General features: G+C 72.9%; 21 protein-coding genes. 11 read left to right on the forward strand and 10 right to left on the reverse strand.

Annotated features, from left to right (window positions below; genetic code table 11):
- Positions 1-57: 57 nt before the first annotated feature.
- The gene (locus OJ997_RS24130; RefSeq protein ID WP_270027815.1) at positions 58-1,059 is read left to right on the forward strand and encodes a DUF389 domain-containing protein; all 1,002 of its coding nucleotides are present in this window, start codon (positions 58-60) and stop codon (positions 1,057-1,059) included.
- A 64-nt stretch (positions 1,060-1,123) separates the two neighbouring features.
- A complete protein-coding gene (locus tag OJ997_RS24135; protein WP_270027816.1) occupies positions 1,124-1,420 on the forward strand; it encodes a hypothetical protein in 297 nt (98 codons plus the stop codon).
- Here OJ997_RS24135 and OJ997_RS24140 read toward each other — a convergent pair.
- Positions 1,395-3,740, reverse strand: coding sequence for a sulfatase-like hydrolase/transferase (locus OJ997_RS24140; protein ID WP_270027817.1), 2,346 nt, complete (start codon positions 3,738-3,740; stop codon positions 1,395-1,397). The two genes, OJ997_RS24135 and OJ997_RS24140, sit on opposite strands and share 26 nt — an antisense overlap.
- A 71-nt stretch (positions 3,741-3,811) precedes the next feature.
- Here OJ997_RS24140 and OJ997_RS24145 point away from each other — a divergent pair, with 71 nt between their 5' ends.
- Both OJ997_RS24145 and OJ997_RS37805 read left to right on the forward strand, forming a co-directional pair.
- Positions 3,812-4,495, forward strand: coding sequence for a ZIP family metal transporter (locus tag OJ997_RS24145; RefSeq protein ID WP_270027818.1), 684 nt, complete (start codon positions 3,812-3,814; stop codon positions 4,493-4,495).
- An 11-nt stretch (positions 4,496-4,506) separates the two neighbouring features.
- Positions 4,507-6,579: a winged helix-turn-helix domain-containing protein gene (locus OJ997_RS37805; protein ID WP_270027819.1), complete on the forward strand. Its 2,073-nt coding sequence runs from the start codon at positions 4,507-4,509 to the stop codon at positions 6,577-6,579.
- Between the two features lie 5 nt (positions 6,580-6,584).
- On the opposite strand, the gene OJ997_RS24155 is transcribed toward OJ997_RS37805, so the two are convergent.
- Positions 6,585-7,055, reverse strand: coding sequence for a PH domain-containing protein (locus OJ997_RS24155; protein ID WP_270027820.1), 471 nt, complete (start codon positions 7,053-7,055; stop codon positions 6,585-6,587).
- 89 nt (positions 7,056-7,144) lie between these two features.
- Here OJ997_RS24155 and OJ997_RS24160 point away from each other — a divergent pair, with 89 nt between their 5' ends.
- On the forward strand, positions 7,145-7,582 hold the full coding sequence (locus tag OJ997_RS24160) for a DUF7144 family membrane protein (RefSeq protein WP_270027821.1): 438 nt from the start codon (positions 7,145-7,147) through the stop codon (positions 7,580-7,582).
- Position 7,583: 1 nt separating this feature from the next.
- Entirely contained in the window at positions 7,584-7,997 is a 414-nt protein-coding gene (locus OJ997_RS24165; protein ID WP_270027822.1) for a DUF7144 family membrane protein, read from the forward strand.
- Here the strand turns inward: OJ997_RS24165 and OJ997_RS24170 are convergent.
- Together OJ997_RS24170 and OJ997_RS24175 are read right to left on the reverse strand one after the other, a co-directional pair.
- Positions 7,957-9,384, reverse strand: coding sequence for a SulP family inorganic anion transporter (locus OJ997_RS24170; RefSeq protein WP_270027834.1), 1,428 nt, complete (start codon positions 9,382-9,384; stop codon positions 7,957-7,959). The two genes, OJ997_RS24165 and OJ997_RS24170, sit on opposite strands and share 41 nt — an antisense overlap.
- Complete coding sequence (locus OJ997_RS24175) at positions 9,381-9,884, reverse strand: DUF1269 domain-containing protein (protein WP_270027823.1); 504 nt, start codon at positions 9,882-9,884, stop codon at positions 9,381-9,383. Before OJ997_RS24175 ends, OJ997_RS24170 begins: the two co-directional genes overlap by 4 nt.
- 52 nt (positions 9,885-9,936) lie before the next feature.
- Here OJ997_RS24175 and OJ997_RS24180 point away from each other — a divergent pair, with 52 nt between their 5' ends.
- Entirely contained in the window at positions 9,937-10,647 is a 711-nt protein-coding gene (locus OJ997_RS24180) for a GAP family protein (RefSeq protein ID WP_270027824.1), read from the forward strand.
- On the opposite strand, the gene OJ997_RS24185 is transcribed toward OJ997_RS24180, so the two are convergent.
- Together OJ997_RS24185 and OJ997_RS24190 are read right to left on the reverse strand one after the other, a co-directional pair.
- Positions 10,619-12,268: a SulP family inorganic anion transporter gene (locus tag OJ997_RS24185; protein WP_270027835.1), complete on the reverse strand. Its 1,650-nt coding sequence runs from the start codon at positions 12,266-12,268 to the stop codon at positions 10,619-10,621. The two genes, OJ997_RS24180 and OJ997_RS24185, sit on opposite strands and share 29 nt — an antisense overlap.
- Positions 12,269-12,277: 9 nt before the next feature.
- Entirely contained in the window at positions 12,278-12,595 is a 318-nt protein-coding gene (locus OJ997_RS24190) for an SHOCT domain-containing protein (protein ID WP_270027825.1), read from the reverse strand.
- Positions 12,596-12,685: 90 nt separating this feature from the next.
- Here OJ997_RS24190 and OJ997_RS24195 point away from each other — a divergent pair, with 90 nt between their 5' ends.
- Positions 12,686-13,348, forward strand: a complete 663-nt coding sequence (locus OJ997_RS24195) for a GAP family protein (RefSeq protein WP_270027826.1) — start codon at positions 12,686-12,688, stop codon at positions 13,346-13,348.
- Here the strand turns inward: OJ997_RS24195 and OJ997_RS24200 are convergent.
- Positions 13,256-14,521: a hypothetical protein gene (locus tag OJ997_RS24200; protein WP_270027827.1), complete on the reverse strand. Its 1,266-nt coding sequence runs from the start codon at positions 14,519-14,521 to the stop codon at positions 13,256-13,258. The two genes, OJ997_RS24195 and OJ997_RS24200, sit on opposite strands and share 93 nt — an antisense overlap.
- Positions 14,522-14,609: 88 nt before the next feature.
- Here OJ997_RS24200 and OJ997_RS24205 point away from each other — a divergent pair, with 88 nt between their 5' ends.
- Both OJ997_RS24205 and OJ997_RS24210 read left to right on the forward strand, forming a co-directional pair.
- On the forward strand, positions 14,610-15,002 hold the full coding sequence (locus OJ997_RS24205; protein ID WP_270027828.1) for a DUF7144 family membrane protein: 393 nt from the start codon (positions 14,610-14,612) through the stop codon (positions 15,000-15,002).
- Positions 14,944-16,035, forward strand: coding sequence for a lysylphosphatidylglycerol synthase transmembrane domain-containing protein (locus OJ997_RS24210; protein ID WP_270027829.1), 1,092 nt, complete (start codon positions 14,944-14,946; stop codon positions 16,033-16,035). Before OJ997_RS24205 ends, OJ997_RS24210 begins: the two co-directional genes overlap by 59 nt.
- A gap of 149 nt (positions 16,036-16,184) precedes the next feature.
- Here the strand turns inward: OJ997_RS24210 and OJ997_RS24215 are convergent, their stop codons facing one another.
- From OJ997_RS24215 to OJ997_RS24225, 3 genes are all read right to left on the reverse strand, one after another.
- Positions 16,185-18,833, reverse strand: a complete 2,649-nt coding sequence (locus OJ997_RS24215; RefSeq protein WP_270027830.1) for a winged helix-turn-helix domain-containing protein — start codon at positions 18,831-18,833, stop codon at positions 16,185-16,187.
- A gap of 148 nt (positions 18,834-18,981) precedes the next feature.
- On the reverse strand, positions 18,982-19,194 hold the full coding sequence (locus OJ997_RS24220; protein ID WP_270027831.1) for a DUF8691 family protein: 213 nt from the start codon (positions 19,192-19,194) through the stop codon (positions 18,982-18,984).
- Positions 19,195-19,218: 24 nt separating this feature from the next.
- Positions 19,219-19,818, reverse strand: a complete 600-nt coding sequence (locus OJ997_RS24225; protein ID WP_270027832.1) for a hypothetical protein — start codon at positions 19,816-19,818, stop codon at positions 19,219-19,221.
- 134 nt (positions 19,819-19,952) lie between these two features.
- Between OJ997_RS24225 and OJ997_RS24230 the strand changes: the two genes are divergently transcribed.
- On the forward strand, positions 19,953-20,705 hold a 753-nt coding region (locus OJ997_RS24230; protein ID WP_270027833.1), incomplete at its 3' end, for a universal stress protein.

The raw sequence follows: 20,705 nt of genomic DNA on the forward strand, positions 1-20,705 counted from the left end.
AAGATCACCCGCCGGGGGCGACGCCCGGTCCACTCCGACCCCGACACGATGCAAGCCGTGTCGATCGTGACCGGCTCGCGCATCACGCACTGGCTCGGCGGCGAGCTGCGCACCGCCGACGAGGTGCGCGACGCGGTCTATCTGGACGCGCCGCCGAAGCTCACGCGCTTCTGGCTGCTGCTCGTCCTGTCGGCGGTGATCGCGTCCGCCGGCGTGATCGGCAACTCGACCGCGACGGTGATCGGCGCCATGATCATCGCGCCGCTCGCGACCCCGATCCAGGGCATCGCCGTGGCCCTGGCCGGCGGGGAGCTCGCCGCGCTGCTGAAGTCGGCGAGCACGCTGGTGACCGCCGCTGTGGCCGTAGCGGCGCTGGGCGCCGTCGCGAGCTGGGTGCTCCCCGAGGTCGTCCCGGCGGCGTCCAACGGGCAGATCACGAGCCGTGTGTCACCGACCGTCATCGACCTCGTGGCCGCCGCCGCGACGGGCCTGGCGGGTTCGCTCGCGATCGCGCGCCGCGACATCGGCGACATCCTGCCGGGCGTCGCGATCGCGATCTCGCTCGTGCCGCCGCTGGCCGTCGTCGGCATCACCGCCGCCGACGGCGCCTGGCACGACACCGTCGGGGCACTGCTGCTGTTCACGACCAACGTGCTCGCGATCATCGTCGCCGGGACGCTGCTGTACTCGCTGCTCGAGCTGCTTCCGCAGGCGGCGGACGCGCCGAGCATGCGCCGCCGCCCGGTGTACCTCGTGGTCGCCGTCGCCGGCGCCGTGGTCGTCCTCGCGCTCAGCGTCGTGACCTACCGCACGGTGCAGCTCCATCAGCGCGAGGCGTCGGCGCGCGCGATCGCGACGAGCTGGGCCGAGCGCGGCGGCGAGGCGCTGATCGGGGTGCGCTACGAGGGCGAGGCGCTCGTGGTGCACGTCGAAGGCGACGCCCCGGGCGCAGGCGACGCGCAGCTCCTCTCCGCGCTGACGGGTGCCGTCCCGGCCGGGACGCCGGTGGAGCTCAACCGGGTTCCGGGGGAGCGCCGAGCGCTGGGGACCGTTCCGTGAGCCGTCGTGGTCGAGATCACCGGGATGTTCGGTTAGCGGTCGATTCCGGGCACAACCTCTTCTTGTGTCCGATGTCTGGTCGCCGGGGCTCTCGCTGCGCGAGTCAGCCGGCCGTTGTCACCTCACCCTCGCCGGGCTCACCTACGGCGTCGGGTTCTCCCTCCAAGAAGCCGCCGACGACCTGATCGCGCGGCTCGTCGGCATCGTGCTCGGCGCCCGCTCCTCCGGGTTCCAGCACACCGCCGAGCTCGGCCCGCCCGACCTGAACCTGGTCGAGTTCATCTCCGAGCTCGGCGACATCGCGGCGCGGGGCGAGGACATCCGCCCGCGCGTGTTCACTGGAGCGCCATCGCCAGGTTGACCCGGTCCTCGGGCCGGATCAGGTGGTTGTGGTCGTCGAGGCCGAGGTCGATCTCGACCCACTCGACCTCGCCGCTGAACTCGCGCTGGGAGTAGTCGGTGGTGACGGGCGAGCCGAACTCGTTGCCGACGTCGCACGTCTCGTCGGCGCTGAACAGGAACGCCTCGGTGCGCTCGATGTGGCCGGAGCCGACCGCGTTGCCGTCGATGTAGAGCGTCGCCTCACCGCCCTTGCCGACGCCGCCGCCGTCGTAGGTGAACTCCATCCGCACCTGGTGGTCGCCGGGCGGCACCGCCTCGCTCGCCGCGACCGAGTACTCGTCGAGCCCGAAGAAGTTGTACGTGTACTTGGGCTTGCCGTCCTTGAGGTAGAGCGACTGGCCGCCGGAGACGCCGCCCTGGGCGACGATCACGCCCTCCGCCCCGCCCTCGGGCACCTTGACCTGGGCCGTGAGCGAGAACGACGTGTTCTTCATCATCAGCACGCTGTTCTCGGTCAGGCGGCCCATGCCGCCGAACAGCAGCTGGCGCTTGCCGTGCACGAGCGTCGGCCGGCCCGCCGACTCGGGCAGGCCGCGCTCGACGAAGCGGTCGTCGAGCGGCACGACGTTGTACTTGACGGCCTCGATCAGCCACAGCCGCTGCAGGTCGTGCAGCTTGTCCGGGAACTCCGCCGCGACGTCGCGCGCCTGCGTCCAGTCGCTGCGCGTGTCGTAGAGCTCCCAGACGTCGTCGTCGAACGCCGGCAGCTCGTGGGCGCCGGTCTCCCACGGCGTCCGGTGCTTGGTGACCGCGGTCCAGCCCTTGTGGTAGATGCCGCGGTTGCCGAACATCTCGAAGTACTGCGTCTCGTGGCGCTCGGGCGCGCTCGCGTCGTCGAACGAGTAGTTCATCGCAACGCCCTCGATCGGCTTCTGCATCACGCCGTTGACGAAGGTCGGGTGCGGCAGCCCGGCGGCCTCCAGCACGGTCGGCGCGATGTCGATCACGTGATGGAACTGGTCGCGCGTCTCGCCGCTCGCGCTGAACCCGTGCGGCCAGTGCACGATCGTGCCGTTGCGGGTGCCGCCGAAGTGCGACGCGACCTGCTTGGTCCACTGGTACGGCGTGTCCATCGCGTGCGCCCAGCCGACCGCATAGTGGTTGTAGGCCTCGGGCCCGCCGAACTGGTCGATCTTCGCCGCCATCACGTCCGCGGTCTCCAGCGCCGCGAACCCGCCGAGCGTGATCATCTCGTTGAACGTGCCCTGCAGCGACCCTTCGGCGGACGCGCCGTTGTCGCCGATGATCGTGATGACCATCGTGTCCTCGAGGATGTGCAGGTCCTCGAGCGCGTCGAGCAGCTCGCCGATGTGGTGGTCGGTGTTCTCGAGGAAGCCCGCGTAGACCTCCATCTGGCGGGCGAGCACCGGCTTGAGCTCGTCCGCGATGTCGTCCCAGGCGGGGATGCCGGGGCTGCGCTCGGTCAGCTCGGCGTCGGCCGGGATCACGCCCAGCTCCTTCTGGCGCGCGAACGTGCGCTCGCGCAGCGCGTCCCAGCCGTCGTCGAACACGCCGTGGTACTTGTCCGCCCAGTCCTTGGGCACGTGGTGCGGCGCGTGGGTGGCGCCCGGCGCGTAGTAGGCGAAGAACGGCCGGTCGGGCATGAGCGCCTTCTGCTGGCGCATCCACTTGATCGCGTGCGCCGACAGGTCGTCGTTGAGGTAGTAGCCGTCCTCGGGCGTGCCCCACGGCTCGACCGGCGTCGTGCCCTCGTACAGCGCCGGATACCACTGGTTGGTCTCGCCGCCGAGGAAGCCGTAGAAGTAGTCGAAGCCCATCCCGGTCGGCCACTGGCGGTACGGCCCCATCGGGCTCGTCTCCCACACCGGCACCTCGTGGCACTTGCCGAACTGCGCGGTGCTGTACCCGTTGAGGTTGAGCGTCCGCGCGAGCGGGGCGCACGTGTTCGGCCAGATCGAGTTGTTGCCGGGCGCGCTGGTGGCCAGCTCGGTGATGTTGCCCATGCCGACGCTGTGGTGGTTGCGGCCCGTCAGCAGCGCGCTGCGGGTGGGTGAGCACAGCGCCGTGGTGTGGAAGCGCGTGTACTTGAGGCCCTGCTTGGCGAGGCGCTCGAAGTTCGGGGTCTGGCACGGGCCGCCGAACGCGCTGCTCGCGCCGAAGCCGACGTCGTCGATCAGGACGAGCAGGACGTTGGGAGCGCCCTGGGGCGGCAGCAGCGGGGTGATCGGCGGATAGCGCGTATCCGGATCCTTGGCGTCGTAGGTGGTCAGCCCCGGTGCCGGGATGTCCGGGATCGGCAGCACGTCGCGCGAATGCATGCCGACAGGCTCCCGCCGGACCGGGCGACTGCTCATCACCCCGTGCGGGCGAAGCGGGTAGCGTGCGCTCCATGTTGGAAGCGCTGCTCTGGGGCGCGGTGGCGGCTGGTTCACTCGTGATCGGCGGGCTGCTCGGCGTGGCTCGGGAGTGGCCGGACAAGCTCATCGGCGCCGTGTTGGCCTTCGGGGCGGGCGCGCTGATCAGCGCCGTCAGCTTCGACCTGTTCGAGGAGGGCGTGCAGCAGGGCGGCGGCCTGCCGGTGGCGATCGGGCTGACGGCCGGAGCGCTGACGTACTTCACGCTCGACCGGATCGTCGAGAAGCGGGTGCCCGGAGCCGGCACCGCGCTGGCGCTCGGCGCGCTGCTGGACGGCATCCCGGAGCAGGCGGTGCTCGGGATCGGGCTCGCGAGCGGCCAGGGCGTATCGATCAGCCTGCTGGCCGCGATCTTCGTGTCCAACCTGCCGGAGGCGATCGGCGCGTCCACCGACCTGCGCGACGCGGGCCGCTCACGCCCGTCGATCCTGCGCCTGTGGGGCGTCGTCGCCGTGGTCTGCACGCTCGCCACGGTCGGCGGGTTCGGGCTCGCGGACGCGACCTCCGGAGACTTCAAGGCGGGTATCAACGGCTTTGCGGCCGGTGCGCTGCTGGTGATGCTCGTCGACTCGATGATCCCGGACGCGACGAAGAAGGCGGGGCGGATCGCCGGCCTGGTCACCGTGCTGGGATTCGCCGTCGCGGCCGGACTATCGTAAGGTTTCCCTCAGTGCTCGATCTTCCCCTTATTGAGAGCAAGATCGCGCGCCCCCTCCTGCGGACGGACGTGCTCGAGCGACCGCGCGTGACCGCCGCGCTCGAACGGGCGGCCAAGGCGGGCGTCGTGCTCGTCTCGGCGCCGACCGGTTACGGCAAGACGGTGGCCGTGAGCGCGTGGCTGCGCAACCGGCCCGCGGCCTGGGTCTCCGTCGACGAGGACGACAACGACCCGCTGCGGCTCTGGCGCTACGCCGCGGCCGCGCTCGGCGCGGACCTGGCGTCGGGCCCGCTCGAGGCGAACATCGACGCGCTGGCCGAGCTCGACGTGCCGCTCGTGCTCGAAGACGTCCACGTCCTCACGGACCGGCGCTGTCTGGCGACGCTGGCTCACGCCACGCGGGTGATGCCGCGGCTCGTGCTGATCTCCCGCCGCGATCCACCGATCCGCATCGCCCGGCTACGCGTGCAGGGCGGGCTCGGGGAGGTGCGCGCGGAGACGCTGGCGTTCAGCACCGAGGAAGCGGCCTACGTGCTCGGCGGCGGGGACGCGACGGCGATCACCGAGCGCACCGAGGGCTGGCCGGCCGCGATCTACCTCGTGGCGCTCTGGCTGCGCAACGGCGGCAACCCGAACACGCTGCCGCGCCACCACCTCTCCGAGCTCGTCACCACCGAGGTGCTCGCCGGCCTGGAGGCCGATCTGCACGACTTCCTCGTGCGCACGTCGGTGCTGCCGCGCCTGTCGGCGCCGCTGTGCGACCACGTCCTCGAGATCGACGATGCCGCGCAGTGCCTGCAGCGCCTGCTGGACGCCAACCTGTTCCTGGTCGCGCTCGACGACGACGCCGGCTGGTTCCGCTACCACCCGCTGTTCCGCGAGCTCGTGCGGCGCGAGCTGCCCGACCCGGCGCCGCTGCACCGGCGCGCCGCGGCCTGGTACGACGCGCACGGCCATCCGGAGGAGGCCGTCGAGCACGCCCGCGCGGGCGGCGACCACGCGCTCGCCGCCGACCTCGTCGACCGCCATCACATCGCGCTGACGCGTACCGGCCGCACGGCGACGCTGCTGCGCTGGGTGCGTGAGCTGCCCGAGTCCGAGCTGGCCGACCGGCCCGTGACGCTCCTGGCCGCCGCGGCCGCGGCGGGCGCGACCGGCCGCCCGCCGTTCGAGGTCGAGCGACTGCTGGCCGCTTCCCAGCGCGCTCGCGAGGCGCGTCCGGACGCGTGGACGCCGTTCCACGAGACGATGGCCGCGATCACGGCGGCGCTGGCGCGCGACGAGAACGTGCCCGCCGCGCTCGCCGCCGCCGAGTCCGCGGTCGAGCACGCCGACGACGACCTGGCCGTCGGGGCGCTGGCGACGCTCGCGGCGATGCAGCTCGACACCGGCGACGAGCCGCTCGCGCGCCGCACCTGCGCTCGCGCGCTCATGCACCCCACGGCCGAGCGGCGCCCGCACGGCTTCGCGAGCGCGCTGTCCACGCTGGCGATCACCGAGGTGGCGGCGGGCCGGCTGCCGGCGGCCCGCGAGCACGCCGACCAGGCGCTCGCGGTCGTGCGCTCGATGGGGAACATCGACAGCCGGATCGACGCGCGCGCCCACGCGGCGGACGCGATCGTGGCCCGCGCCGAGGGCCGGCTCGGCCGCGCGGTCCGCGCCGCCGAGGCCGCGCTCAAGCTGCACCCGCGCGGCGCGTTCCGCGCCCGCATCCTGCTCGAGCTGGCGCAGATCCGGGCGGCCCGCGGCGAGCTGGGCCGCGCGGAGACGACGCTGGACGAAGCGCGCACGCTGATCGCCGACTGCGAGGACGCGGGCGGCATGCCGGCGCTGGCCGAGCGGGTGGCCGGCAGTCTCGGCGCCGGGACGCTCGGCGCCCCCGCCGAGCCGCTCTCCCCCGCCGAGGAGCTGATCCTGCTGCAGCTTCCGACCTCTCGCAGCAACACCGAGATCGCCGCCGACCTGTTCCTCTCCCCGAACACCGTCAAGACGCACCTGAAGGCGATCTACCGCAAGCTGGGCGCCCACTCCCGGACCGAGGCCGTGCACCGCGCGACAGCCCTCGGCCTGCTAAAGAATTCGTAAAGGGGTCAGACCCCTTTAGGTTGCTTTAGGTTCCGTTGGGCGTTGTCGACGGCCGCGACGACGCGGGCCGGCTCGGCGATGCCGACGAAGCGGAACTCGGAGTCGTCGCTGCCGGCGGTGTCGAAGTCGACCGTGCCGACGCGCAGCAGCCGGTCGCGGAAGCGCTGCTCGGTGTTGACGTTCTGGACGCGGTCGATCTGGGTCTGCTGGACCTTCTTGGCGAGGATGCCGCGGCGGATGTAGAGGCGTTGGGTGGAGACCATGTAGTCGGTCGCCGTGCGCTTGACCATGCCGGCGAGCACGACGCCCGCGACCAGCAGCGCGAAAGCGAGGATGGCCAGGCCGAAACCGGCCGCGAGCCACACGATCACCGAGAGCACGAGCGCGCCGGCGACGCCGCCGATGTAGAAGCTCAGGACCGCGCGCCAGGACGGGTGGCCCTCGAAGACGATCTGCTCGTCGGGATGCAGCTCCATGGCGCGACAGGCTCGCGCGCGGCGGGATGAGCCCGGATCACCCACCGCGGGCGATGCCGGGCGCTCCGGGTGCGATCTAGCTTCGGCCGATGAGCATGGTCGAACCCACGCGCTTCCGGGCTGAGCAGCGCCCACCGGACGGCGTCTTCCTCGGCGCGGACAGCTCGCCCGGCTGGGTGATGTTCAGCGCCTCCATGATCGGCCTGCTGGCCGTCATGAACTTCATCTACGGCATCGCGGCCGTCTCGGAGTCGACGTTCTTCGTCGGCCAGGCCGAGTTCGTGCTGGGCGGGCTGAACTCGTGGGGCTGGGTGCTGATCTGCGTGTCCGTGCTGCAGCTGCTGACGTCGTTCGGCATCGCCGCGAACGTCGGCGTCGCGCGCTGGGTCGGCGTGGCCATCGTCTCGGTCAACGCCGTCATCCAGCTCCTGGTCCTGCCCGCGTACCCGTTCTGGGCCGGGATGCTGTTCACGCTCGACATCCTCGTCATCTACGGCCTGATCGCCCACGGCGCCCGGGAGGACTGACATGCACGTCGACCCCTCGACCTACGACGTCGACCCGGGCAAGCCCTGGCTCATCTTCGCCGGCGTGCTGCTCGCGATCCTCGGCGTGCTCAACCTGATCTACGGGATCGCGATGATCGACGAGTCCTCGTTCTTCGTCGCCGACACCAAGTTCGTGCTCGCCAACCTGAACTTCTGGGGCTGGGTGCTGGCCGTCCTCGGCGCCGGGCAGCTGGCCGCGGCCGCCGGGATCTACGCCCAGAAGGAGTGGGCGCGCTGGCTCGGCATCGCCTTCGCGTCCGTGAACATGCTCGCCAACTTCCTCTCGATCGCGAGCTACCCCGTGCTGACGATGCTGCTGTTCTTCGTCGACGTGATCGTGATCTGGGGCCTGTTCACGTACGGCGGACGAGATCGCTACAACCTCGCCGGCTGAGCATCGCGGCCGCGCGTGGGTGGACGTTGATCAGCTCTACGTCGAGGTCGGCGAGCATGTCGACGGTCTCGACGTCGAGGTCGAAGGAGTGCTGGAGGTCGAGCGTGACCGGTGCGGGCTGGGAACGCACGACCTCCCGCACGACGTGCGCGTTGGCGTAGAACAGCGGCGAGTGCGGCGTGACGACGCCGTCGGCGACCGTCACCCGCGGCCGGCTGATGCGCTTGACGACGATCGCGAGCGAGAGCGCCGCGGTCACGATCAGGCCCTCGAGCACGCCGAGCCCGACCACGGACACGCCGGCGATCACGGCCAGCACGATCGCGGTGCGGCGCAGCCGCGCGATCCGGCGCAGCTCCCGCACGTTGAGGAAGCTGGACACGGCGACGATCACGATCGCGGCCAGCGCCGTCTGCGGCAGGTCCGTGAACAGCGGGCCGAGGAACGCGCCGGTGAGCAGGATCAGCGCGGCGGCGATCAGCGCGGTGAGCTGCGTCCGACCGCCCGCGTTCTCGGCCGCGGCGGTCTGGCTCGCGCCGCCCGACTGCACGAAGCCCGACGACAGGCCGGCGAGCAGGTTCGACGCGCCCATCGCCGCCAGGTCGCGGCTCGTGTCCACCTCGTAGTGGTGCTGCGCCGCCAGCGCGCGTGAGACGCCGACGGCCTCCGTGGAGAGGATCAGCACGCCGAAGGCCATCGGCAGCAGCGCGACCAGGTCGTCGCCGTGGACGTCGGGCCAGGTCGGATCGGGCAGCGCGCGCGGGACCTCGCCCACGACCGCCACGCCGTGGTCGGACAGGCCGAGCGCCCAGGAGACGAGGATCGCGCCCGCCACCACGAGCGACATCGCCGGCCACCCGGGTCGCAGGAACTTGAACGCCAGCAGGACGGCGATGCAGACGAGCCCGAAGACGACGGTCGTCGCGTTGTCGCCGGTCAGCGCGTCCAGCTGCGCCTCCATCACGACCAGCCCGAGCCCGAACAGGAAGCCGGTCATCACGGGCTTGCTGACGAAGTCGGAGATCGCGCCGAGGCCGAGCAGGCCGCCGGCGACGAGGATCACGCCCGCGAGCAGCGCGAGCGCGGCCGACAGCGCGGCGTAGCGGACCGGGTCACCGTCGGCGAGCGGACCCACGGCGGCGGCGCTGAGCGCGGACGTCGCCGTGGTGGCGCTCACGATCAGCGTCCGCGAGGTGCCCAGCAGCGCGTACCCGACCAGCGCGCCGGGCGCCGCCATCAATCCCGCTTCGGGCGGCAACCCGGCGATCTGGCCGTACGCCACGGCCTGCGGCACGACCACGCTCCAGACGACGACGCCCGCAACGATGTCGCGCCGCAGCCACTCCCGCCGGTAGCCGGCGAGGAAGACGGGTGTGAAGCGGCTCAGACGGTGGCCGCGGCTTCGCGGGTCTCGAGCGCGTGCCGCAGCCGCTCCTCGGCCTCGTTGTCGAGCGACGTCTGGATGACCTCGCCGCCGAAGTGCGCGATCTCCGGCAGGACCTTGTCGGCCGTGGCGCTGCGGACGAGCAGGATCAGCGCCACGCCGCCGGACTCGAGCTTGGTGCCGAGGTCCTTGAGGAAGTTGTCGTCGACGCCGACGTCGGTCAGCGCACCGGTCGCGGCGCCCGTGGCCGCGCCCACGGCCATGCCGAGCAACGGCACGAAGAAGATCAGGCCGATCAGGCCGCCCCACAGCGCACCGCCGACGGCGCCGCCGGCGACGAGCTTGTTCGTCTGGTGCAGCTTGACCTTGCCCTTGTCGTCGCGGGTGACGATGACGGCGTCCTCGAGCGAGATCAGGTGCTCGGTCTGCAGGCGGCTCAGCGTGGCCACCACGTCATCCGCGGTGGACTTATCGGGATAGGCGATCGCGACGAGTGTGCTCATGGCCCCGATCCTCCGTCCGGGGTGGGTGGCCCGGCCTCACCCACCGTGGGCGATGCCGCCCCATTCCGGCGGCGCGGACGATCCGCGCTCCGCGATGGACGTCTTCCTCACGCAGTTCATCTCCGCCGCCGTGATCGGCGCCCTCTCGCCCGCGGCAGTGCTCGCGACGATCGCCGTGCTTGCCGCCGACCGCCACGCGCTGCGCAACGCGGTCTGCCTGCTGCTCGGCTGGACGTTCGTGCTCGTCGCGCTCGCGGCGTTCATGCGGCTCGTGCTCGGCGCGGGCGGCGGCGGGCTCGCCGACTCGACCAAGGCGATCCTGAACCTGATCCTCGGGCAGGTGCTGATCTCGTTCGGCCTGCGGCGGATCGTCGGGCACCGCGTCGGCGCGCAGGTGGTGGCGCACACGCCGGGCTGGATGCAGGCGCTGGACGACCTCACCGCGCTGAAGGCGCTCGGGATGGGCGCGCTGCTGCTGCTCATCTCCCCCGCCGACCTCGCGGTCTACCTGTCCGCGCTCCAGGGCATCCAGGGCGCCGACCTCAGCGACCCGATCCTCGCCAACCTGGCGCTCGTCGTCGCGATCGACCTGTGCATCCTGATGCCGCTCTCGATCTACGTGCTGATGCCGCGGCGCGCGAGCCACATCCTCGGGGCCGGGCGCACGTGGCTGATCGCGCACATGCACGCGGTCGCGGCCGGGTCGATGCTCGTGTTCGGCGCGCTGCTCACGCTCAGCGGGGCACTGCACCTACTGACTTGATCGCCGCGCGCACGCTCGGATAGACGTCGTGCAGCGCCGCGTCCTCGGCCACGCGGTCGAGCATGTCGCGCACGAGGCCGACGTCCCGCGCGATCACGAGCTTCACGCCGCGTCGGCGCAGGTCGGCGGCGACGCGGTCGAGCATCTCGGCGGCGGTGACGTCGACGAACGGGATCGTCTCGGCGTCGAGGATCACCGCGCGCACGCCGTCGCCCGCGGCATCCAGCAGGTGCGTGCGGACGGCCTCGGCGTTGGCGAAGTACAGGCCGCCCTCGACCCGCACGAGCGCGATGCCGTCGATCGGCTGCGCGTCGGTGCTGCGCGCGAGGTCCACGTACGCGCCGCCCAGCTCGCCGAGCGTCGCGACGTAGGGCTTGGACGCGCGGTAGAGGAGCAGCAGCAGCGACAGCGCGATGCCGATGAACAGGCCCGGCAGCGTGTCGAACACGAGCACGCCGAGCAGCGCGGCGAGCGCGGCGATGAAGTCCGGGCGCGCGGCGACGCCGTACGCCCGCCGCAGCCCGCTCGACGTGTCGCGGTACAGCCGCCGCAGCGCCGGGAAGTCGACGAGCTCGATCACCGCCGCGATCACGACCGCCGCCAAAGTGGCTTCCGGCAACGACTCGAACAACCCGGTGAGCAGCAGCAGCGTCACGACCGTGAGCACGGCGACGACGAGGCCGGAGAGCTGGGTGCGCGCGCCCGCGGCGCCGTTGACGGCGGTCTTCGACAGCGAGCCGTTGACCACCATGCCCTGCGAGAGGCCGGCGGCGAGGTTCGCGCCGCCGAGCCCGAGCAACTCGCGATTGACGTCGATCTCGTAGTGCTGGCGCGCGGCGTAGGTCTTCGCGGCGCCGAGCCCTTCCGCGAAGCCGACGAGCATGACCGCGACGCCGCCCGCCGCGAGCGCGCCGTAGTCCGCGTCGGGCACGCCGAACGACGGCAGGCCGCCGTCGATGTGGCCGACGATGGCGATGTCGAGGTCCAGGACCTGCACCACGCCGATCCCCAGCAGCACCGCGACGAGCGACCCCGGCACGCCCGGCACGAACCGGCGCAACCCGAGCACGACCGCCAGCGACGCGACGCCCACCACCAGCGTGAGCGCGTCCGTGTCGCCGAGCTTGCTGATCAGGTCCCACGCCTTCTCGAAGAAGTCGCCGTCGCCCTTCTCGACGCCGAAGAGCTTCGGCAGCTGGCCGATGATGATCGTCAGCGCGAGCCCGACGATGAAGCCCTTGATCACCGGCTCGGAGATGAAGTTCGCGAGGAAGCCCAGGCGGAGCAGGCCCGCCAGCAGGGCCGCGAGCCCGGTCGCGATCGCGAGCGCGGCGGTGAACGCGGCGAAGCGGTTGTCCCCGACCGGGATCACGTCCGCGACCGTCGCCGCCGACAGCGCGGCGGTCGCGCTCATCGGCCCGCACACGAGGTGGCGGGAGCTGCCGAGCGCGGCGTACAGCAGCAGCGCGCCCGGCGCTGCGTACAGGCCGACGACCGGCGAGACGCCGGCGATGCTCGCGTACGCGAGCGACTCGGGGATCAGCACCGCCCAGACCGTCAGGCCGGCGATCAGATCGCCGCGCAGCCCACTCCGGTCGTAGCCCCGCAGCGACGAGAACAGCAGGGCGGCTCAGCCCCCGGCGAGCACCCGTTGCTTGGCGGTCTCGAACTCCGGTTGCGAGAGCACGCCGGCGTCCAGCAGGCCCTTGAGCTTGGTGAGCTCGGCGACGAGGTCCGAGCCGCCACCGGGCGCGGGAGCGGGCGCGGCCGGCGCCGGGGCCTGGGTGGACTCGAGCGCGGACAGCCGCGCCTCCTGCTCGGCCTCGGAGGCCTGGTCGGCGTAGGCACGCTCCTGCGCGCGGGCACCCGCCTTGCCGGCCATGTACGCGGTGCCGCCGAGCATCGCGCCACGCAGCAGCGGGCGTCGGGGACGGAAGAGAAGGGGCATGGCGCGCATCCTCGGCACGGCACGGATGAGGGCGCTTCATCTCGCATGGGTGAAGCGATCCCACCCGTGCGCCGCGCACGATGCCGCGTCATGACTGAAGCGATCGGCCAGCTGCTCCCCTTCGCCGTCGGCACGGCGCTCAGCCCATTCCCGATCATCGCCGTGGTGCTGATCCTCGCGACGCCCCGGGCCCGCGTGAACGGGTTCGCGTTCCTGCTCGGATGGATCGTCGGCCTGACGCTCGTGGGCGGGCTGATCCTGCTCGTGGCCGGCGGCGCCGACGCCTCCGACGCGGGCGAGCCCGCCACGTGGGTGAGCCTGGTCAAGCTCGCGCTCGGCGCGCTGCTGCTCGTGTTCGCCGTCAACCAGTGGCGCGGCCGCGACGTCGAGAAGCCCGCGCCGAAGTGGATGCAGGCGATGGACACGCTCAAGCCCGGCAAGGCGATCGGGATCGCGATCCTGCTCGCCGCCGTCAACCCGAAGAACCTGGTCCTGACCGCGGGCGCCGCCGCCGCGATCGCCGGCACCGGCATCCCCGCCGGCGAGCAGGCGATCGCGTTCGCCGTGTTCGTCGCCATCGGCTCGCTCGGCACGGGCGTGCCGCTGGCGATCTACCTCGCGCTCGGCGAGCGGTCCAAGCCGCTGCTCGACCGCGTCAGGTCATGGATGTCCGCCAACAACACGGTGATCATGGCCGTCCTGTTCCTGGTCATCGGCGCGAAGCTGGTCGGTGACGGGATCTCGGGCCTCTAGCCCGAGGGCGGCGATCAACCCGCAGACGACGCCGACCGCGAGCAGCGTGACCAGCACCACGCCGCCCGTGAGCGGGCTCCAGGCGAACAGCACCAGCAGGCCGAGCCCGCCCGTGATCAGCATCAGCGTGCGCTGGTAGCGCGCGACCCAGCGGCGTTGCGAGGAGCCCCACACGCGTCGCGCGTAGCGGCCGAGCGGCATCCCGGCGAGGTAGGTCACGAGCGCCACCAGCAGCGCGACGACGACCACGACCCGCACGCCGTCGCGCAGGAGGGCGACGAGCGTGTCGAAGATGCCGGACGCCGCGTCCCGCGGCAGCGCGCCTTGGCCGAGCGCGTCCAGGTACAGGGAGCGCGCTACGGCGAGCACCGCGATCAGCCCGAGCATCGCCAGCGCGACCCCGATCCCGGCGCGCAGCAGCCCGCGCCGCCAGCGGCTCGCGAAGTACACCGAGCCGGCGAGGCACAGCAGCGCGAGCGCCGGCAGGAAGACCGCCATCGCCTTCAGCCAGCGCACGCCGGCGCGGGCGTCCGCGAACGCCGACGACTGCACGAGCTCGACCTGGCCGTCCACGGTCGGCGGGATCGCGGCCGCGATCCGGCTCAGCCCGCGTTCGCTCAGCGCCGTCTTCACGCGGTCCACGACCGGCGAGAGGTCCAGGTAGAGCGTCTCGTCGTCGAGCACGAGCCGGTTCGAGCGCCCGGTGGTCAGGAGCGCCACCAGCCGCGTGTGCGCGCGCCGGTTGGCCTCCACCCACAGGGTCTGGAACTGCTCGGAGCGGGTGAAGGACGCAATCCGCTGGCTGATCACGGTCTTGGCGCCGGTCTCGATCGCGGGCGCGAGCACGTCGGCCCGGTCGGGCAGCACCTGGCGGGCGAGCGAGGTGAAGTCGACGCGGCTGTAGATCGCGGTCTCGAGCTGCTTGGCGACGGCGTCCTGGACGGCGGGCTGCGCGGCGATCGGCGCGACCGTGCTCACGTAGCGGTCGGTGTCGAGGAGCGTGACGCGCAGCCAGATCGCCACGAGCGAGAGCACGGCGAGCCCGCAGCCGAGCACGAGGAGGAGCCCCGAGACGGTGCTGCGCCAGCGGACCCGCCGCGCGACGCGGCGCTCGAGCTCGGCGTTGCGCGCACGCAGCCGCTCGACCTCGTCGTTGATCGCCACGTCGGTCACGCCGTCCACCCTCCCGGCCACACGGGTGACGCGTGGTCATCCCGGCGGAATGATCCGCGCTCACCCGCGCGCGGCGGAGGGTGGCGGTATGAGCGCGCAACCCTCATCCAGCCGGGGCCAGGACTGGGCCGCGTTCGTGGTCTGCCTCTTCTTCGTGCTCGGCTGCTTCAACCTGATCGACGGGCTCGCGGCGCTCGTGCAGGACGACTACTTCCGCGCCGACGAGCTGCTGTTCGGCGACCTCGCGATGTGGGGCGCGCTGTACCTCGTCGTCGGCGCGCTGCAGCTCCTGGCGGCGTGGTTGATCTACCGGGCGAACGACTTCGGTCCGGCGCTCGGCGCGATCCTCGCGTTGCTGAACGCGGTGGTCGCCCTGATGTCGCTCGGCGCGTACCCCATCTGGTCGGTCATGATCCTGGTGCTTGACGGCCTCGTCATCTACGCCCTCATCGTCCACGGGACCGGACGCGCCACCGCCTGAGGCGTTCGGCGATCGCGTCGAGCACGCGATCGAGGCGCACACCGCGGTCGAGACCGAGGCGGCGCCGCCGCGCCGCCTGGGCCGCACGATCTTCTGGCTCGCGATCACCGGCGTGTCGGTCTACCTCGTGTTCCCGAGCATCGTCGAGGTGTTCGGGACGTGGCGGCAGATCACGCGCTTCTCGTGGCTGTCGCTGCTGGCGATGGCGGGGCTGCAGGCGGCGGCGCTCGCGTGCCTGTGGGCGCTGCAGTGGGTGGCGATGCGCGGCGTGCGCTGGCGCGCCGTGATCAGCTCGCAGCTCGCGGGCAACGCGCTCGCGAAGGTCGCGCCGGGCGGCGGGGCGATGGGCTCCGCGCTGCAGTACAAGCTGCTCGTCCGGGCGGGCGCCTCGCCGGCCGCGACGGTGACCGCGTTGACCGCGGTCAACGTGCTCGTCTTCGCGATGGTGCTGGCGATGCCGGTGCTCGCGATCCCGGCGCTGCTGCGCGGCGGCGTGAACGACACGCTCGAGCACACGGCGTTCGCCGGCCTGGGCGTGTTCGTCGCCGCGAGTGCGCTGGGGGCGGTGCTGCTGACCAAGGACGGCGCGCTCGCGTGGGTCGGGCGTGTCGCACAGGGAGCGCGCAACCGCGTCCGGCGCGGCTCGGAGCCGCTGCGCACGCTGCCGGACCGGCTGCTGCGCGAGCGTGACCGCCTCCTCACCACGCTCGGCCCGCGCTGGAAGCGTGCGCTGCTGGCGACCGTCGGGCGCTGGACGTTCGACTACCTGACCCTCCTCGCCGCGCTGGCCGCGATCGGCTCGCACCCGCGGCCCGGGCTGGTGCTGCTCGCGTTCTGCGGCGCGCAGGTGCTCGCGCAGATCCCGGTCACGCCGGGCGGCCTGGGGTTCGTCGAGGCCGGCCTCACCGCCATGCTCGCGCTGGCGGGCGTCTCGGCCGGCGACGCGGTGCTGGCCACCTTCGCCTACCGGCTCTTCTCCTACTGGCTGCCCCTGCCGCTCGGGTTGGTGGGGTACGCGTGGGCACCCCGATGAAGAATTCCGGCGCACCCGCTGCGGCACATCCGCGGCGCCTCGCGCCACCCGCGAAGCTCAACGGGCTACCGCCCGCCTGCGCCCGCGTGCGACCCGAGGCATCCACGGCTGCACCACATCGGGCACACCGTCGATTCTCCACCGAGGCGCTAGCGCCGGGAGGAAAGGAGCCGTAGGTCGCGGGCGCGCTCGACGGCCTCGCGCCGGCGGGCGACGTCGAGCTTGCGGTAGATGCTGCGCAGGTGCGTCTTGACCGTGTTGGTCGTGACGAACAGCTCGGCCGCGATCTCGCGGTTGGAGAGCGCGGTCGGCAGGTAGCGCAGGATCGCCTGCTCGCGCTCGGACAGCGGCTCGAGCAACGGCGCGACGTGACGGGTCGCGGGCGCGCGGTCGGCGAACGCGTCCAGCAGCTCGCCGACGATCGCGCGGTGCGCGGTGCCGGCGCGGATCTGGTGGCGCAGGAGCTCCTCCATCGGCCGGCCGAGCTCCAGGAACGGCCAGCGGTGGCGGTTGGCCTCGGCCAGCGTGAGGGCCTGCTCGAGCATCCGCGTGGCCTTCAGCGGCTCGCCGTTCTCGGCGAGCGCGATCGCGAGCAGCGCGCGGGTCTCCACCGGCGTGACCGCGTGCACCGCGGGATGGCTCAGCGTCGCCTCCAGCAGCTCGACGGCGTCCGCGGGCTCACCAACCGCCAGCGCCAGGCGCGCGGCCGCGGAGCCCACCGCCATCCACGGCTCGTCCTCGACGAGCTTGAGTGTCGCGGCGGCTTCCTCCAGCTCGCCCGCCTGGATCAGCAGCCGCGCGCGCATCGCGGCGACCGAGGCCAGCTCGTGCTCGAGCCGCGGACCGCGATGGCGGTTCAGCGCCTCGTAGTCCTCGAGCGCGCGCAACCCGTCGCGGGGCGCGCCAGCCGCGCCGTGCATGCGTGCGTCCAGGTGCGAGATCACGAAGTCCAGGTGCCGGCGCCGCAGCTGCCGCGCGACGACCTTCGCGAGCTCCAGGTGCTCGGCGGCCTGCTGGGGCTGCAGGTCGTAGAAGGCGTGCAGCGCGAGCGCGGTGTGCGCGCACGCCGTCTGCGGCAGCTGCGACCAGCCGCGGCGCTCCGCCAGCTCGATCGCCTGGCGCCCGTGCCCGTGCTCGTCGGCCGGGCCGTACATCATCACGTCGTGCAGGGCGAGGTAGCTGAGCGCCGACACCGCCACATAGTCGAGCCGGTGGGCGCGAGCGGAGGCGACCGCGCGGCGCAGCTCCTCCCCCGCGCGCGGCAGGTCGTGCGCCCACAGCGCGGTCTCGCCGAGCATCGCGTGCACGAGCGCCTCACGGGCGCCGTCATCGTCGCCCGTGTGGGTGGCGGCCTCGGCGAGGAGGTCGTCGGCGGCGCGCAGCGCGGCGTCGAAGTCGCCCTCCAGGCGGGCGGTCCCGAGCCCGGCGAGCGCCATCGCCTCCAGGTAGCGGCGCCGGCGCGGCTCGGGGAGGTCGGCGTGCTCGGCGTGCGCGATGTGCAGCTCGGCCGAGTCCGTGTCGCCCACGTCGAGCGCCGCGCACGCGAGCGCGGCGGACAGCTCGGCGTCGCGCTCCAGGCGCTCGGGCGGGAGCTTGGCGAGCAGCCTGCGGACCGCGGCCGCGTCGCCGTGGACGTAGAGGTCGAACCAATGGCCGGCGACGACCTCCACCGCGAGGTCGTGATCCCCGGCCAGCACCGCGTGCTCGAGCGCGTCGACACAGCCGCCGCGCTCGGCGTACCAGCGCGCAGCGCGGGCGTGCAGCTTCGGCAGCTCGGCGTGCAGCTCACGCTGGGCGCGCGTGCGCAGCAGCTTCGCGAACAGCCGGTGGTAGCGGAACCACTCGCGGTGACCGTCGACGCCCAGGACGAACCCGTTGGTGCGCTCCAGCGTGGCGAGCGTGTCCGCGCCGTGACCGTCGTTGGTGAGCGCGTCCGCGAGGCTGCCGCAGATGCGGTCCACGAGGCTCGTGCGCAGCAGGAACGCGCGCAGCTTCGGCGGCTGGCGGTCCAGTACCTCGGCCAGCAGGTAGTCGCCGACGACGCGGTCGTCGCCCGCGAAATCCGCCACGAACGTCTCCGGGTCCTCGCGCCCCTGCAGGCTCAGCGCCGCGAGCCGCAGGCCCGCGCCCCAGCCCTCGGTGCGCCCGTGCAGCGCGGTGATCAGCTCCTCGTGCAGCTCGAGGCCGTGCGCCTGCAGCAGCTCCCGCGACTCGTCGAGCGTGAACGCCAGGTCGGTCGCGCGGATCTCCGCCAGCCGGCCGCGCACGCGCAGCACGTGCAGCGGCAACGGCGGGTCGCTGCGCGCGGTCATCACCAGCCGCACCGTGTCGGGCGTGTGCAGCAGCAGGAACGACAGCTGCGTCAGGCACTCGCGGCTGCGCAGCACGTGCACGTCGTCGAGCACGAGCACCACGGGCTCCGGGAGCGTCGCGAGCGCGTTGACCAGCAGCGGCATGAACGCGTCCCGGCTCTCGCGCACGGGCGCGGCCAGGCCCGCCAGCGCGGAGTCGCTCGGCACGGCGCCGGCCAGCTCCAGCGCGGTCAGGACCGCGTCCCACAGGCGGCCGGGCTCGTCGTCGGTCGGCTCGAGCGTCACCCACGCCGCGCGCTCCACGCTCGCCGCGACGAGCGCCGTCTTCCCGCTCCCGGCGGGGGCGCACACGAGGGTCACGGGCTCGCTGAGCCCACTGCGTAGACGCTCGGTCAGCCGCGGGCGATCCACCATGCCGAACGGCAGCGGCGGGACCGCGAACTGCGTGACCAGAGCCGGTGCCCTCCTGACGGCCGGTGAGCTCAAACGTCACTCCTTCTACACGCGGACTTGCCCCCATGCGGCGAGTCCTTGCCAAGGACCCTATGTGAGCGTGCAAGGTTTGTCGAGTTTTGTGAAACCCACCAGATACCGGTGCGCGTGCACCGGGAAACGGGCCGTTGGCGCCCGGGCCTCAGCCGCCGCCCTTGCGCGGCAATTGGCGGACCTCGACGAGCTCCAGGCCCAGCTCCTGCAGGTGCTCGAGGATCCCGTGCAGGCCCTCCTGATCCGTCACCGGCCCGCGCAGGACCGTCTCCACCGGCTCGGTCTCGGCTTCCAGCCCGAGAGCGTCGGCGAGGTGCTCGCCCACGCGGCCACGTACGCGGATCTCGTAGTTGAGGCTCATACCGCGAAGGCAGCATGTTGGGCCTCAGGTGGGTGAAGGTTCGTCGCTCCGCCGGGATGACTGCCGTCGCGCGAGGCCGGCGATGCGCGCGGGGGCGGTGACGGCCTCGGCGTCGAGCGCGACGCCGTCCGTCGCCTTGGCGAGCGCCGCCCGCGCGGTGCCGATGACCACGAGCGGGCAGGGCAGCGCGCGCAGCTCGGCGCCGTCGCGGCGGGTCAGCGCGCCGCGCTCGGCAGCGAGCACGACCGCGGCGGTGTCCTGACGGCGGACGGCCTCGGCGAGCGCGTCGACCGGCGTCGCGGCGCCCAGGTAGGCGATCCGGCAGTGGCGGTCGGCGAGCGCGATGCCGATCGCGATCAGCTCGAGCACGTCGTCGTCGCTGGGGGCGCAGGCGAGCACGACGAGCGGCCCGTGGACGCGCTCCCAGCCCTGGGCCTGGGCGAGCAGGCGCAGCTCGAGCAGGGAGCGGGCGAAGCGCAGCTCGGCGGCGTCGTCGAGCCGCATGAGCAGGGGCCGGCCGACGTCGCGCACGAACGCCTCGGGCGGCACGGACGCGAACGCCTCGTCGAGCAGGTTGTGCGCCGATTGCAACCGGAAGCGATGGACCGCGCGCTCGAGGCGCACGACCAGAGGCTCACTTTCCAAGATCCCTGCCGATCCGTTGTGGATTCCAGCAACTTTGCTGGAACTCGGGTGACCGAGCCTCACCCGGTCCGGGTGAAGGAGCGTCATCCTCCGCGCCCGTAGGTTCGGCGCCGATGCGGTCCACCGTGCTCGTGGCGTGCAGCGGCGACCCGGCTCCCGCGAGTTTCGCCCGTGTCATCGCGGGCGTGCTCGGAGCGCGGGTCATGACGGTCGCCGTGAACGGCGCGGACGAGCCCGACGACGTACCCCGCATCCCCGCCGGCGCGCGCGTCGAGCGGGCCGGCTCGGCCGCGGCCGGGCTGCAACGGCTGATCGCCGCCGAGGAGCCGGTTCTGACCGTGCTCGGCTCCTCCGCGGCGGCCGGCCACGGCCGCGTCGCCCTCGGAGGCACCGCGGAGCGCGTACTGCACGGCTCGGCGCGCGCGGTCGCGGTGGTCCCACGGGGCCACGGCGAGCGCGCGCTCGGGACGATCGGCGTCGGCCTCCTCCCGACGCCGGAGTCCCTGCGCGCGCTCCACGCCGCCGCGTCCCTCGCGCGCGCGGCCGGCGCGACGCTCCTCGTCCTCACCGTGCTGCGGCGGTCGCCTGAAGTCGCGGACGCCACCGAGCTCGCCGCACGTCTCGCGCCCGCCACCCCCGCCACGACGCGCGGTTCGGCGGCGAGCATCCTGCGCGCCGCGATCACCGCCGCGGCACGGGAGGACGAGGACGCGCGCGGCGACGACGAGCGCACGGGTGGCGAGTTCGCGCGCGGCGACGACGGCCGGGCGGCCCGCGAGTTCGTGCCCGGCGACGACGGCCGGGCGGCCCGCGAGCTCGCGTACGGCGAGGACGCGCGCGGCGGCGTCTGCGCGAAGTCGGAGGCC

This window comes from Solirubrobacter phytolaccae (genome assembly GCF_027587195.1).
GTDB classification, from domain to species: Bacteria; Actinomycetota; Thermoleophilia; order Solirubrobacterales; family Solirubrobacteraceae; genus Solirubrobacter; species Solirubrobacter phytolaccae.

Excerpts from the sequence above, each read along its gene's own strand:
- OJ997_RS24140 (WP_270027817.1), bottom strand. The coding sequence starts at position 3,740 with ATGCATTCGCGCGACGTGCTGCCGATCCCGGACATCCCGGCACCGGGG.
- OJ997_RS24145 (WP_270027818.1), top strand. The coding sequence starts at position 3,812 with ATGTTGGAAGCGCTGCTCTGGGGCGCGGTGGCGGCTGGTTCACTCGTG.
- OJ997_RS24155 (WP_270027820.1), bottom strand. The coding sequence starts at position 7,055 with ATGGAGCTGCATCCCGACGAGCAGATCGTCTTCGAGGGCCACCCGTCC.
- OJ997_RS24160 (WP_270027821.1), top strand. The coding sequence starts at position 7,145 with ATGAGCATGGTCGAACCCACGCGCTTCCGGGCTGAGCAGCGCCCACCG.
- OJ997_RS24165 (WP_270027822.1), top strand. The coding sequence starts at position 7,584 with ATGCACGTCGACCCCTCGACCTACGACGTCGACCCGGGCAAGCCCTGG.
- OJ997_RS24175 (WP_270027823.1), bottom strand. The coding sequence starts at position 9,884 with ATGAGCACACTCGTCGCGATCGCCTATCCCGATAAGTCCACCGCGGAT.
- OJ997_RS24180 (WP_270027824.1), top strand. The coding sequence starts at position 9,937 with ATGCCGCCCCATTCCGGCGGCGCGGACGATCCGCGCTCCGCGATGGAC.
- OJ997_RS24190 (WP_270027825.1), bottom strand. The coding sequence starts at position 12,595 with ATGCCCCTTCTCTTCCGTCCCCGACGCCCGCTGCTGCGTGGCGCGATG.
- OJ997_RS24195 (WP_270027826.1), top strand. The coding sequence starts at position 12,686 with ATGACTGAAGCGATCGGCCAGCTGCTCCCCTTCGCCGTCGGCACGGCG.
- OJ997_RS24205 (WP_270027828.1), top strand. The coding sequence starts at position 14,610 with ATGAGCGCGCAACCCTCATCCAGCCGGGGCCAGGACTGGGCCGCGTTC.
- OJ997_RS24220 (WP_270027831.1), bottom strand. The coding sequence starts at position 19,194 with ATGAGCCTCAACTACGAGATCCGCGTACGTGGCCGCGTGGGCGAGCAC.